We start from the raw sequence: 13,128 nt of genomic DNA on the forward strand, positions 1-13,128 counted from the left end.
GGCAGGTTCGCGTCCAGCGTCTTGGCATCGGGCTCCGCCGTTTCCAGCCCGGCATCGCGGGCGCGCAGCAGCAGGCGCGGGGCTTCCACCCCCTCGGAGGTGCCGAGCAGCCAGCCGGGGATGTCGCGCAGCGCGGTGAAGCGGTCGAGCCGCGAGGGTCCCTTGCCGATCCGGGCGGCGGAGCGGGCGGTCAGCGCCAGCATCGCCTCCGGCGCCTCGCAGGAACCGGCGAACCAGTTGCCGCGCAGCGTCACGGGGATGGCGTGGGGGGCCTGGGCGGCGGCGGGCATGGCGGCCAGCAGCAGCACGGGCAAAGCCAGGGCCGCCATCCAGCCGGAAGGAACGGGACCGGACCGCAGGGTGCCGGATCGCAGGGGAGGGGACTTCATCGCAGGGCGAGTTCCTGGCCGGAGCACAGATCGATGGCATCGCGGCGGATCTCGGTCCCGTCCCGCAGCACGGCCAGCAGGCGCGCGGCGCAGGCGCCGGGCTCCGGCGGCGCCAGGTCCAGCGTCTCGCCCACCCCCAGCACGTTGCGGCCCAGACGGTCCGGCCCCCGTTCGGGCTCTCCGGCCGCATCCTCCTTCCGGGGCGCATCGACGTAGAGCTGCACCACCGGCACCCGCGCGGCGTTGCGCAGGCGCAGGCTGCCCGGGCGCGGCGGCGGCGGTTCCGCCAGCCCGGCATCCAGCCGCGCGGCCACGGTCCAGCCGGGGCGGAAGACGATCAGCGTCTCGGCGCAGAGATCCACCTCCCGCCGCTCCTCCGCCGCGCCATTGGGGAAGACGATGCGCATGTCGGCGGTGCAGTCCACCGCGATGTCCAGCCGCCGCCGGCCGCCGCGCTCCAGCGGCGTTTCCAGCCGGTCGGGGCCCCATTCGTCCTTGTCGGTGCCGGAGATGTAGAGTTCTGCCACCGGCGCGTCGTGCCGGTTCAGGAAGCTCAGCGGGATCTCCGGCGGGTGCGGCACGCCGCTGCCGTCGAAGACCAGGTTCCGCACCGAGCACGCATCCACCCCACGCTTCTCCTCCGCCTCGTCATCCTCATAGACGGCCCGCAGGTCCACGCGGCAGTCGGGCACGCGCAGCGTCAGGCGGAAGGTTTCCCCATCCCCTACGGGCTCCTCGCCCAGCCGGTCCACGCCCCAATTCTGGGAGCCACTCTGGGAGCCACTCTGGGTGCCATTCTGGTCGCGCTGCCGCCCGGCGGGCAGGGCATAGAGCTCCCGCAGCGCCTGGCCGGAACGGTTCTCGATCAGCAGCGACCGCTTCGGCACCGCGGGATCGCCGAAGACCAGCCGCGGGTTGCGGCACAGGTCCTGCCGCGCCCGCTTCTCCTGCGAGTCGTCGGCGAAGACCGCCGTCACGTCGAAGACGCATTCCCGCCCCCGGCCGAGGCGCAGCCGCGTGCTGGCATCCGGGCCGAGCATCTCATTGCCTAGCCGGTCCGCCCCGCGCTCCGCGGCGCCCTCCGGCCGCAGGTACAGTTCCCGCAGCGGCATGTCGGTGGCGTTCTGCACCACCGCCTCGCGCTCCGCCGCGCGGGCCGGAGCCTGTGGCTGGCGCGGCGGCGTCGCGGCCCATGCCCCCGGACCGGCGGGCAGGAAGGCTGCGATGCCGGCCAGCAGGGAGAGGGCCAGAAGGCCCACCGCCCCCGGTACGCATGCCCGCATCCACAATCCCCCGAATCCAGAGACCCAAGATTCACAACCACCCCTCCGGGCGCAAGCCACGCGGCACGAACCCTTCCCGTGAATTGCCCTTTCCGGCCCGCTTGTTAAGCTGACGTCACAACACGACAACAATGGGAAACGTCACCGTGCTCCGTCGCAGCCTCCTGCTTTCCTCCCTGCTGGCGCCCTCCGCCGGCGCCGCGCTGCTTGTCGGCCTGCCCCGCCCCGCCCAGGCGGCGCCGATGTTCCGCAGCCTGCACATGTTCGTCCCCGCCAATCCCGGCGGCGGCTGGGACGGCCTGGGCCGCGCCATCGAGCAGGTGGCGCGCGAGGGCGGGCTGGTGGAAACCTTCCAGTTCGAGAATGTCGGGGGCGCCGGCGGCATGGTCGGCCTGCCCCGCTTCATCTCGCAGCGGCGCAACAAGCCGGACAGCCTGCTGGTCGGCGGCAGCATCATGGTCGGCGCCGCGATCAGCAACAAATCGCCCTACAGCCTCAAGGACGTGGCCCCGGTCGCCCGGCTGACGGCCGAGGCCGCCGCCATCGTGGTGCCTGCCGACAGCGCCTACAAGGATGTCGGCCAGTTCGCCGCGGCGCTGAAGGCCGACCCGCGCGCCGTGCCGGTGGCGGGCGGCAGCGCCGGCGGCACCGACCACATCGTGCTGGGCCAGCTCATCAAGGCCATGGGCCGCTCGGCCAAGGACGCGAACTTCGTCGCCTTCGCCGGCGGCGGCCCGGCCATGGCCGCCATCCTGGGCGGGCAGGTGAAGGCCGGCATCTCCGGCTGGGCCGAGTTCTCCGAGCAGGTGAAGGCCGGCCGCCTGCGCGCGCTCGCCACCTCCGGCGAGAAGCGCACCGACCCGAACGTGCCCACGCTGAAGGAAAGCGGGCTCGACGTGGTGGCCACCAACTGGCGCGGCGTCTTCGGCCCGCCTGGGCTGAAGCCCGACGGGCACGAGGCGCTGATCCGCTTCGTCACCGCCCTGCACGGCCTGCCCGCCTGGAAGCAGCTGCTGGAAACGCGCGGCTGGGACGACGACTTCCTGGCCGGCAAGGAATTCGAGACCTTCCTGGCGGAGGACACGAAGACCACCGAATCCGTCCTCAAGGATCTCGGGCTCGCGGCATGAGGCACACCGCCCGGTCCGACCTCCTGGTCGGGCTCGGGGTGGCGGGGCTGGGCCTGCTGACGGCCTGGCAGGCCCTCGTCATCCCGCCCACCCCCGTCTATGCGGAGGTCAGCGCCGCGCTGGTCCCCTGGCTGGTGGCGGCGCTGCTGCTCGCCCTGGGCACCGGCCTCTGCGCCTCGGCCCTGCGCGGCGGCTGGAGCCATGGGCTGGAGGACATGCAGGACCCGCCGCCGGTCAACTGGCGGTCGCTGGGCCTGCTGGCGGCGGGGCTGGTCGTGCAGGTCGCGCTGATCGACTGGCTCGGCTTCGTCATCGCCTCCACCATCCTCTACGTCCTGGTCTGCGCCGCCTTCGGCTCGCGCCATCCGCTGCGCGACCTGCTGATCGGCGCCGTGGTCACGCTGCTCGCCTACCTGGCCTTCAGCCGGCTGCTCGGCGTCAATATCGGTGCGGGCGTGCTGGAAGGGATCCTCTGACCCCATGGACACGCTCTCGGGCCTCTCGCTCGGCTTCGGCAACGCGCTGTCGCCGGCCAATCTCGGCTGGGCGCTGCTCGGCTGTTTCCTCGGCACCGCCGTCGGCGTGCTGCCGGGCATCGGGCCGGCGCTCACCATCGCGCTGCTGCTGCCGATCACCTTCAAGGTCTCGGCCACCGGCGCCTTCATCCTGTTCTGCGGCGTCTTCTACGGCGCCATGTATGGCGGCTCCACCACCTCGATCCTGCTGAACACGCCGGGCGAGAGCGGCTCCATCATCACCGCGCTGGAAGGCGCCAAGATGGCCCGCAACGGCCGCGCCGGCCCGGCGCTGGTGACCGCGGCGGTGGGCTCCTTCATCGCCGGCACGGTGGGCACGCTGGGCATCTCCTTTCTCGGCCCGATCCTGGTGGAACTGGCGCTGAAGCTCGGCCCGGCAGAGTATTTCTGCTTGATGGTGCTCTGCTTTGTCACCGTCTCCGCCGTGCTCGGCGGCTCGGCGCTGCGCGGCCTCGTCTCGCTCGCCTTCGGCCTGATGCTGGGCCTCGTCGGCGTCGATCTGCAGACCGGGCAGCCGCGCATGACCTTCGGCATGATCGACCTGCTCGACGGAATCGACGTGGTGCTCGTCGCCGTGGCCCTCTTCGCGGTGGGGGAGACGCTCTACCTCGCCTGGCGGCATGTGGAAGGAAAGCAGGTGGTCCGCCCCGTCGGCCGCCTCTGGATGAGCCGCACCGACTGGCGGCGCTCCTTCTGGCCCTGGATACGCGGCTCGGCGCTGGGCTTTCCCTTCGGCGTCATGCCCGCGGGCGGCACCGAGATGCCGACCATGCTGAGCTATTACGCCGAGCGCCGGATGGTGAAGCCGGAATACGAGAAGGAGTTCGGCACCACCGGCGCCATCGAGGGCGTGGCCGGGCCGGAGGCCGCCAACAACGCCGCCGCCGCCGGCATCCTCGTGCCCATGCTCACCCTCGGCCTGCCGACCTCGGCCACGGCCGCCATCATGCTCAACGCCTTCCAGTCCTACGGCATCCAGCCCGGGCCGCTGCTCTTCACCTCGCAGCCCGAGCTGGTCTGGACGCTGATCGCCTCGCTCTACATCGCCAATGTCATGCTGGTGGTGCTGAACCTGCCGCTCGTCGGACTCTGGGCGCGCATCCTGACCATCCCGACGCCGCAGCTCTATGCGGGCATCCTGGTCTTCGCCACGATCGGTACCTACGGCATCAGCAACAGCGTCACCGACCTGATCCTGCTCTATGTGATCGGGACGATCGGCATGTTCATGCGCCGCTTCGACTTCCCCACCGCGCCCGTGGTGATCGGCATGATCCTGGGGCCCATGGCGGAACAGGCGATGCGCCAGGCGCTGACCATCAGCCAGGGCGACTGGACGGTCTTCCTCACCCGTCCGATCTCACTGGCGCTACTGGTCATCGCCGCCTTCGCCCTGCTTGGGCCGCGTCTCTACGGCACCTGGGCGCGGCGCCGTGGGCTGCTGGGCAACAACAGCAGCGACGGCATCGACGCCTGACGGGGGCGGGCCGGAGGCTGCCGGCCCGTTACGGCGCCAGGCCTGCCTCCGCGCCGACCGGAGGCAACCACAGGCGCCGTGCCGCCGGGGGGGGCGCCCTTACTCCGCCGCTTGCAGACTGGGCCGGCGGTAGAGCGTGGTGACCAGCAGGGCGGCCACCAGGCAGAAGCTGCCGGCGACATAGAGGGCAGGCAGGTAGGTCGAGAACTCGGTCCGGCTGAACCCGGCGCCGAAGGCGGCGGTGGCGGCGCCGAGCTGATGCCCCGTAAAGACCCAGCCGAAGACCAGCCCCGCCTTTTCTGGCCCGAAGCGGTTGGCAGCGAGGCGCACGGTCGGCGGTACGGTCGCCACCCAATCCAGCCCGTAGACCACCGCGAAGACGGAAAGGGCATAGACGTTGAACTCGGTGAAGGGGAGGTAGAGCAGCGACAGCCCGCGGAAGGCGTAGTAGGAGGCCAGCAGCCAGCGGTTGTCATAGCGGTCGGACAGCCAGCCGGACAGGATCGTGCCGGCGAAGTCGAAGATGCCGATCACCGCCAGCATGCTCGCCGCCCCAACCGCCGCCACGCCGTAATCGCCGCAGAGCGCGATCCAGTGCGTCTGGATCAGCCCGTTGGTGCTGAGGCCGCAGACGTAGAAGGTCAGGAACAGCACCCAGAAGGTATAGCTGCCCGCCGCCTCGCGCAGCACGCAGATGGGAGAGAGGAGCAGGTTGCCTAGCCCCTGCTCGCGCGGCGGCGCGGCCTGCTGCACGGCGGTGCCATAGGGCGTAAGGCCGAGATCCGCGGGCCGGTCGCGCATCAGCAGCAGCACCACAACCATGGCGAAGGCCAGCGTGCCGAGCACGAAGACCAGCGCGGTGCGCCAGCCATAGGCCGTGCTGAGGCTGGCCAGGATGGGCAGGAAGACGAGCTGCCCGGTGGCGTTGCTGGCGGTGAGCAGCCCGACCACGAAGCCGCGCCGTTCCGAGAACCAGCGCGTGGCCACGGTGGCGCCCAGCACGATCGCCGTCATCCCCGTGCCGATGCCGACGATGACGCCCCAGAGCAGCACGAGCTGCCACAGCTCCCGCATCACCAGCGAACCGAGCAGCCCGGCGGAAATCAGCGCCAGGGCGCAGAGGATGACGCTGCGCACGCCGAAGCGGTTCATGAAGACGGCGGCGAAGGGCCCCATCAGCCCGAACAGGGCGAGGCGCAGCGCGAAGGCGGTGGAGATATCGGCGTTCTGCCAGCCGAACTCCTGCTGCAAGGGCTCGATCATCACCCCGGCCGAGCCCATGGCCCCGGCGGTGGCAAGCATGGTCAGGAAGGTCGCCCCCGCGACCACCCAGCCGTAATGGATGCCCTTCTGCCGCAGGCCCGTGGCCAAGGCGGTGGAGATCATGATGGCGTTTCCCCGTGGGTGCCCGGCCGGGCGGGCTGGTTGGATGCGGAAGGCGAAGGGTCAGAGGTCATGCAGCAAGGCACGCAGGTTGCGGGCGCCCTCCTCGCCGAGCAGCGCCTCGACCTCCGCCTGTGCCTTGTTCCACAGCGGCGCGCCGTCGCTCAGCACCTGCTGCGCCGCCTCGGTCAGCGCCAGCGCGGTTTCGCGCTGGTCCCGTCCGGCCACGCTGCGGATCAGCCCGTCGCGTTCCAGCAGCTTGGCGTTGCGCCCGACCGTGGAGCGGTCCAGCAGGCTGAGCCGCGCCAGCTCGGTGAGCGAGACGGGCTGGAAATGCCCGATCCGCCGCAGCAGGCTGTACTGCGCCACGTTGACGCCTGCCGGGGCCAGGGCCTCGTCATAGATCGACGAGACCTTCCGGGCCGCCACGCGAAGCGCTACGCAGTAACATTCCGTCATCATCGATGCGGGTATATGCCCGCATTTCCTGCGCGTCCAGGGCTTTCCGCGAGCCGCTGGGGGAGAGGCTCAGATCTGGTCCCGGACCCGTTCCAGCGTCTTGTCCAGATGCAGTTGCAGCACCCGTGCCAGCGCCGCGCCGTCGCGCTTCCGCAGGGCCGCGACCATCTGCTCGTGCTCGGCCACGGCGCCGGCCCATTTCTCCGGCCCGGCATTGCCGATGAAGCGGATATGCTTCATCCGCGCCTGGATCGCCTCATGCGCCCAGATGAGCGTGGCATTGCCGGACAGCGCCACGATGGCGGTGTGGATCGCCTGGTTCAGCTTGAAATAGGCCATGCGGTCCCGGGCGGCATAGCGGTCCATCATCGCCTCGTGCAGCGCCACGACGCGCGCGATCCCATCCTCGGGGGCCTCGGAGCAGGCGAGTTCCCCCGCCAGCCCTTCCAGGTTTCGCAGCACTGTCAGGCTGTCGGTCACGTCCTTCAGCGTCACCCTGCGCACCACGGCGCCCCGGGCTGGCACCAGCTCCACCAGCCCTTCGCCGGCCAGCATACGCACGGCCTCCCGCAACGGGGTGCGGGAAACGCCGAGCTTGGCACAGAGCGCGACCTCGTTGATGCGGGTGCCGGGGGCGATGGTGCCCTGGGTGATCAGGTCGCGCAGGCGGGCGGCCACCTCCTCCTGGAGAGGACGGCGCACGATCGGCCCGTCCCCGCCGCCTGCCGGCAGGTTCTCCGGTCCCTCTGCGTCCATCAGGGCGGATACGACCATCGGCTTCGATCCTGATCCATGCTCATCCATGCGCGAGCCCCTCCGGATATGCCTTGACGGGATCGGTCCGTCCACATTAGGTCTAGATTACTGTATGCAGTGTGAAGCATACTCTATGTGACGGCTGGCACGAAGCCAAAGCAAGAAAGCGGGAGAGGGCGGCATGGAAGCGCAATTGCTGGCGAGGCCGAGGATCGCCCTGGCCATGGGCGACGCCGCAGGCGTCTCCTCCGAACTGGCCGCCAAGGTCCTGGCCGATCCCGCAGTGCGCGAGGCCGCCGAGATCACCGTGATCGGCGATGCCCGCATGCTGGCCCGCGGCGCCGAGTTCGCCGGCGTCAACCCGGATGTCGATGTGGTGCGCGATGGCGAGTCGATGCCGCGCCGCGTCCCCGGCCGGCCAGTGCTGATCGATCTCGGCCATGGCGACCCGGACGGCATCAGGCTGGGCGAGATCTCCGAGGCCGGCGGCCGCTTCGCCACCGAGAATTTCCGCCGCGCCCTGCGCATGGCCGCCGCCGGCGAGGCCGACGCGGTCTGCTTCACCCCCTTCAACAAGGCGGCGATGCGGCTGGTCACGCCGGGCTACGAGGACGAGATCGGCTTCTCCGCCGAGACCATCGGTTTCCATGGCGTGGCCAAGGAGTTCAACGTCCTGGAAGGGCTGTGGAACGCCCGCGTCACCTCGCATGTGCCGCTGAAGGACGTGGCCGGGCTGCTGACGAAGGAGACCATCCTCGACAACCTGCGCCTGACCGACGAGGCGCTGCGTGCCTCCGGCGTCGCCCGCCCGCGCATCGCCGTGGCGGGGCTGAACCCGCATGCCGGCGACAACGGCAATTTCGGGCGCGAGGAGATCGAGGTGATCGCCCCGGCGGTGGAGGCGGGCAAGCGCGAGCAGATCGCCTGCGACGGGCCTTTCCCGGCGGACACGGTCTTCGTGCGCGCCAGGCGCGGCGATTTCGACGCGGTGCTGACCATGTTCCACGACCAGGGCCAGATCGCGATGAAGCTGATCGGCTTCGATGCGGGCGTGACGCTGATGGGCGGCTTTCCCTTCCCGATCTGCACCGCCGCCCACGGCACGGCCTATGACATCGCGGGCAAGGGCATCGCCCATCCCGGCGCCATGCGCAACGCGCTGCTGCTGGCCTCCCGCATGGCGGCGAGCCGCATCGCCGCCTGATCGGCCCCAACCACGGCGCGAAGGCCCGGAACGGGTGCGCGCCTTTCAACCGGAGGAAACAAGAATGCGCGTTCTCCCGACGCTGACGCTCGCCTTCTCGCTGGGCGCCGCCTCCCTGGCGGCGACGGCGCCACGCCCGGCCCTGGCGGCCTGGGAACCGAACCGCCCTGTCGAGTTCGTCGTCACCTCCGGTGCCGGCGGCGGCACCGACCTCTTCGCCCGCACCATCCAGGCGGCGATCCAGAAGCATGAGCTGCTGAACGTGCCCGTCGTCGTCACCAACAAGGGTGGTGGCTCCGGCGCGGAGGGCTTCGTCTATGGCCGCGGCTCCCAGGGCGACCCGCTGAAGGTGATCTTCGGCACCAACAACGAATGGCTGCTGCCCTATGTCGCCCGCGTGGCCTGGAAGCCGGAGCAGCTCGTGCCGGTGGCCGCCATGGCTTTCGACGAGTTCATGCTCTGGGTGAAGGCCGACGCGCCCTACAAGACGGCCGCCGACTACATCGCCGCGGCGCGCGAGAAGCCGGGCGCCATGAAGATGGGCGGCAGCCAGACCAAGGACACCGACCAGATCCTCACGCTGAAGATCCAGAAGGCGACCGGCGTGCGCTTCACCTACATCCCCTTCCGCGGCGGCGGAGAGGCGGGCGTGCAGCTCGCCGGCGGGCATGTGGATTCCGACGTCAACAACCCGTCCGAAAGCGTCGGCGGCTGGCGCGGCGACCAGGTCCGGCCGCTCTGCGTCTTCCGCAAGGAGCCGCTGCCGGCCACGGGGAAGGTGACCGCGACGCAGTCCTGGGCCGATATCCCGACTTGCGCCAGCCAGGGCATCGCGGTGGACGAGTACCGCATGCCGCGCACCGTCTTCCTGCCGCCCGAGGTGTCGAAGGAGGCGCAGGAGTTCTGGACCAACGTGATGCGCAAGGTCACCGAGACGCCGGAATGGAAGGACTACATCGCCCGCACGGTGCAGAGCGCCGTCTTCATGACACCCGACCAGATGAAGCCCCTCATGGAGGAGGAGCAGAAGTCCGGCAAGGAGATGTTCGCCGCCGAGAAGTGGCTGGTGAACTGAGGCCAGGGACGCTGGACAGGGAGCGACGGCCATGCTGACGCGTTACCGGATGGAAATGGCCACGGCGGCCGTCGTCTTCCTGCTCGGCGCCATCGCCGTGACCGGCGCCATGGAGCTCGACTACGGCTGGGCGGAGGACGGCCCGCAGGCCGGCTACTTCCCCTTCCGCATCGGCCTGATCGTCATGGCCGCCGCCGTCGCGATCGCGGTGCAGGGCTGGTACAACCGGACCGCCCTGACGCGGGAGGTCTTCGTGGACCGCGCGGGCGGCCGCCGCGTGCTGCGCTTCGGCCTCTCGATCCTGGCGCTGGTGGTGCTGTCGCTCACCCTCGGCATGTATGTCGCCATGGCCGCCTACCTGTTCGTCATGATGCGTTGGCAGGGGCGGCATTCCTGGCTCGCCAGCATCGCCGTGCCGCTGCTCTACACCGCCGCGACTTGGCTGGTCTTCGAGCGCTGGTTCCTCGTGCCGCTCCTCAAGGGGCCGGTCGAGGTCTGGCTCGGCCTGGCCTGAGGAGACCGGACGATGTTCGACAATCTCGACGCGCTGGTGCACGGCTTCGGCGTCGTGCTCACCTTCCATCACGTCGCCATCATCATGGGCGGCGTGCTGCTGGGCATCCTGGTCGGCGTGCTGCCCGGCCTCGGCGCGCCGAACGGCGTGACGCTGCTGCTGCCGCTGACCTTCTCGATGGACCCGGTCTCGGCCATCATCCTGCTCACCAGCCTCTACTGGGGCGCGCTCTTCGGCGGCTCCACCACCTCGATCCTGTTCAACATCCCGGGCGAGCCCTCCTCCGTCGCCACGACCTTCGACGGTTATCCCATGGCCCGAAACGGGCGCGCCACCGAGGCGCTGACCTATGCCTTCCTGTCCGCCGGCTTCGGCGCGCTGGTAGGCGTGGTGGTGATCACGCTGCTCTCGGGCTTCGTCACCTCCTTCGCGCTGCGCTTCGGGCCGCCGGAATACTTCGCGGTCTATCTGCTGGCCTTTGCCTCCTTCATCGCCTTCGGCGGCGGCGCGCCGCTCAAGACGCTGGTCTCCATCTGCCTGGGCTTCGGCATGGTGGGCATGGACACGGTCTCGGGCTCCATGCGCCTGAACTTCGACATTCCGGCGCTGATCAAGGGCATCTCCTTCCTTGTCGTGGTGATCGGCCTTTTCGGAATCGGCGAGCTGCTGCTGACGCTGGAGGAAGGGCTGGAGTTCAAGAGCGTCCGCGCCAAGCTCAACCCGGTGGAGATCCTGCGCGCCGCCACGCGAATGCCGCGGTACTTCCTCGCCATGTTGCGCGGCAGCGCCATCGGCGTCTGGATGGGCATCACCCCGGGCGGCCCGACCGCGGCCTCCTTCATGTCCTACGGCATCGCGCGCAAGGTCTCCCGCCGTCGCGACAATTTCGGCAAGGGCGAGCCGGAGGGCGTGATCGCGCCGGAAACGGCGGACCATTCCGCCGGCACCGCCGCCATGCTGCCGATGCTGGCGCTGGGCATCCCCGGCTCCGCCACCTCGGCGGTGATGCTGGGCGGGCTGATGATCTGGGGCCTCAACCCCGGCCCGATGCTCTTTGTCGAGCAGAAGGACTTCGTCTGGGGCATGATCGCCTCGATGTACCTGGGCAACGTCATCGGCGTGGTGCTGGTGCTGGCCACGGTGCCCTTCTTCGCGGCGCTGCTCTCGGTGCCCTTCACCATCATCGGCCCGATCATCGTCACGGTCTGCCTCGCCGGCGCCTATACCGTCGCCAGTTCCGCCTTCGACCTCTGGATCATGCTGGCCTTCGGCGTGGCGGGCTACGTCATGAAGAAGCTGGACTATCCGATCGCCCCGCTCGTCCTGGCCATGGTGATCGGCGACAAGGCGGAGGACGCCTTCCGTCAGTCCATGCTGCTCTCCCAGGGCTCGCTCGGCATCCTGTGGTCCAACCCGCTGGTGGGCACCATCTCCACCATCGCCATCCTGTTCCTGCTCTGGCCCCTCGCGGCGGCCTTCCTGGGCTGGCGCCGCGCCGGCAAGTCCGCCCTGGCCGCCGGGTCGGGAAGCCAGGCGTGATCGCTGGTGTCCGGCCCCGGGAGGAGGCCCTGCCTCCCCCGGACCCCCTCCGCTGGGGACATGGTATGTCCCCAGACCCCGCCTTGCGTTGGCACGGGTTGGAGGCGTTGCCCGGGAGAGCGTGCCGAAGCGCATGTGGACGAGTGGGCCTCATGGAGGACGTCAGGACTTCCACGTTCGTGGCATCCGCAGTCGCCGAAGGGCTCAGCCCTTCGGCGCGATCCGGCCGCGGCGAGCGCCAACGAATGGAAGGTCCAGGAAACCCAGTTTCCTGGCGGATAGGGGGTCCGGGGGAAAGGCGGAGCCTTCCCCCCGGGACAGTGCAACGCCCGAACGGAAAGCAGAGCGCCGCATGAAGATCGCATTCCTGGGCCTGGGGCTGATGGGCGGCCCGATGGCGCGCCGCGTGCTGGCGGCGGGGCACGAGGTGACGGTGTGGAACCGCTCCCCCGACAAGGCCGCCCCCTTTGCCGAGGCAGGCGCGCATGTGGCGGCCAGCGCTGCCGAGGCGGCGCGCGAGGCCGAGGTCGTGATCCTGATGCTGGAGAACGGCCCGGTGGTGGAGCGCGTGCTCTTCGGCGGCGGCGTGGCGGAGGCCGTGCCGCCTGGCGCGGTGGTGGTGGACATGTCCTCCATCAAACCCGCTGAGGCGCAGGACCATGCCGCGCGGCTGGCGGAACGGGGCGTGCATCACGTGGACGCGCCGGTTTCCGGCGGCACCACGGCGGCGGAGGCCGGAACGCTCGCCATCATGGCGGGCGGGGAGGCGGAGCCCTTCGCCCGCGTCGAGCCGGCGCTGTGCGCCATGGGAAGGCCGGTGCTGGTCGGTCCGCCCGGGGCGGGGCAGCTCGCCAAGCTGGCCAACCAGGTGATCGTCGGCGTCACCATCGGCGCGGTGGCCGAGGCGCTGATGCTGGCCGCGCGCGGCGGTGCCGATCCGGCCAAGGTGCGCGAGGCGCTGCGCGGCGGCTTCGCCGAGAGCCGCGTCCTGGAACTGCATGCGCAGCGCATGATCGAGCGCGACTTCGCCACGCGCGGCCGCTGCGTCACGCATCTGAAGGACCTGGACAACGCCCTCGACGCGGCGGAACGGCTGGGGCTGGACAGCGTACCCTATGCGGCGCTCACCGCCGACCTCTATCGCGGGCTGATCGAAAGTCGGGGCGACCCGGACCACTCCGCCCTGCTGCTGGAGCTGGAGCGTCGCAACCCGCGCGCCGTGGCCCGGCAGGAGGTGGAGGCGTGAACCACGAGATCCTTTTCCGCGACCTCGGCGACCGCCGCTTCCGCTTCGCGCTGACGGGCGCCAAGGGCGGCTTCAGCCGCACCCTGCTGGCGCAGATCCGCGCCATCCCGCGCCTGCAGCCGGCGGTGCTCTGCGAC

At 70.3% G+C, this 13,128-nt stretch carries 13 protein-coding genes; 8 read left to right on the forward strand and 5 right to left on the reverse strand.

The genetic code is table 11. The annotated features are described in order from the left end of the window. A partial coding sequence (locus tag ROTAS13_RS09835; RefSeq protein ID WP_139323307.1) for a hypothetical protein occupies window positions 1-389 on the reverse strand: 389 nt, incomplete at its 3' end. Continuing rightward, window positions 386-1,672, reverse strand: a complete 1,287-nt coding sequence (locus ROTAS13_RS09840; RefSeq protein WP_126281919.1) for a hypothetical protein — start codon at window positions 1,670-1,672, stop codon at window positions 386-388. The genes ROTAS13_RS09835 and ROTAS13_RS09840, both read right to left, overlap by 4 nt. 146 nt (window positions 1,673-1,818) lie before the next feature. Here ROTAS13_RS09840 and ROTAS13_RS09845 point away from each other — a divergent pair, with 146 nt between their 5' ends. From ROTAS13_RS09845 to ROTAS13_RS09855, 3 genes are read left to right on the forward strand one after another with little or no spacing between them, the layout of a single operon-like run. Then, window positions 1,819-2,802 carry a tripartite tricarboxylate transporter substrate binding protein gene (locus ROTAS13_RS09845; protein ID WP_226945987.1) on the forward strand — a complete coding sequence of 328 codons (984 nt, stop codon included), beginning with the start codon at window positions 1,819-1,821 and terminating at the stop codon, window positions 2,800-2,802. After that, a complete protein-coding gene (locus ROTAS13_RS09850; protein ID WP_019462293.1) occupies window positions 2,799-3,278 on the forward strand; it encodes a tripartite tricarboxylate transporter TctB family protein in 480 nt (159 codons plus the stop codon). The genes ROTAS13_RS09845 and ROTAS13_RS09850 overlap by 4 nt, the downstream gene beginning before the upstream one ends. A 4-nt stretch (window positions 3,279-3,282) precedes the next feature. Beyond that, complete coding sequence (locus ROTAS13_RS09855; protein WP_019462292.1) at window positions 3,283-4,815, forward strand: tripartite tricarboxylate transporter permease; 1,533 nt, start codon at window positions 3,283-3,285, stop codon at window positions 4,813-4,815. Between the two features lie 99 nt (window positions 4,816-4,914). Here ROTAS13_RS09855 and ROTAS13_RS09860 read toward each other — a convergent pair whose 3' ends face one another. From ROTAS13_RS09860 to ROTAS13_RS09870, 3 genes are all read right to left on the reverse strand, one after another. After that, complete coding sequence (locus ROTAS13_RS09860) at window positions 4,915-6,201, reverse strand: MFS transporter (RefSeq protein ID WP_075822223.1); 1,287 nt, start codon at window positions 6,199-6,201, stop codon at window positions 4,915-4,917. A 60-nt stretch (window positions 6,202-6,261) separates the two neighbouring features. Further along, the gene (locus tag ROTAS13_RS09865) at window positions 6,262-6,660 is read right to left on the reverse strand and encodes a MarR family winged helix-turn-helix transcriptional regulator (RefSeq protein WP_026033413.1); all 399 of its coding nucleotides are present in this window, start codon (window positions 6,658-6,660) and stop codon (window positions 6,262-6,264) included. A gap of 66 nt (window positions 6,661-6,726) precedes the next feature. Continuing rightward, complete coding sequence (locus ROTAS13_RS09870) at window positions 6,727-7,431, reverse strand: GntR family transcriptional regulator (RefSeq protein WP_083755463.1); 705 nt, start codon at window positions 7,429-7,431, stop codon at window positions 6,727-6,729. Window positions 7,432-7,594: 163 nt separating this feature from the next. Between ROTAS13_RS09870 and ROTAS13_RS09875 the strand changes: the two genes are divergently transcribed. From ROTAS13_RS09875 to ROTAS13_RS09895, 5 genes are all read left to right on the forward strand, one after another. Next, window positions 7,595-8,617 (forward strand): 4-hydroxythreonine-4-phosphate dehydrogenase PdxA, encoded by a 1,023-nt coding sequence (locus tag ROTAS13_RS09875; RefSeq protein ID WP_099781861.1) that lies wholly within the window; start codon window positions 7,595-7,597, stop codon window positions 8,615-8,617. Between the two features lie 64 nt (window positions 8,618-8,681). After that, complete coding sequence (locus ROTAS13_RS09880; RefSeq protein WP_075822224.1) at window positions 8,682-9,692, forward strand: tripartite tricarboxylate transporter substrate binding protein; 1,011 nt, start codon at window positions 8,682-8,684, stop codon at window positions 9,690-9,692. 31 nt (window positions 9,693-9,723) lie between these two features. Next, window positions 9,724-10,206: a tripartite tricarboxylate transporter TctB family protein gene (locus ROTAS13_RS09885; RefSeq protein ID WP_019462286.1), complete on the forward strand. Its 483-nt coding sequence runs from the start codon at window positions 9,724-9,726 to the stop codon at window positions 10,204-10,206. 12 nt (window positions 10,207-10,218) lie between these two features. Further along, window positions 10,219-11,745 carry a tripartite tricarboxylate transporter permease gene (locus ROTAS13_RS09890; RefSeq protein ID WP_075822225.1) on the forward strand — a complete coding sequence of 509 codons (1,527 nt, stop codon included), beginning with the start codon at window positions 10,219-10,221 and terminating at the stop codon, window positions 11,743-11,745. A 352-nt stretch (window positions 11,746-12,097) separates the two neighbouring features. Continuing rightward, window positions 12,098-12,991, forward strand: a complete 894-nt coding sequence (locus ROTAS13_RS09895; protein ID WP_075822226.1) for an NAD(P)-dependent oxidoreductase — start codon at window positions 12,098-12,100, stop codon at window positions 12,989-12,991. Window positions 12,992-13,128: the final 137 nt, after the last annotated feature.

The sequence above is a fragment of the Roseomonas sp. TAS13 genome, from assembly GCF_001950415.1.
Classification (GTDB): Bacteria; Pseudomonadota; Alphaproteobacteria; order Acetobacterales; family Acetobacteraceae; genus Roseomonas; species Roseomonas mucosa.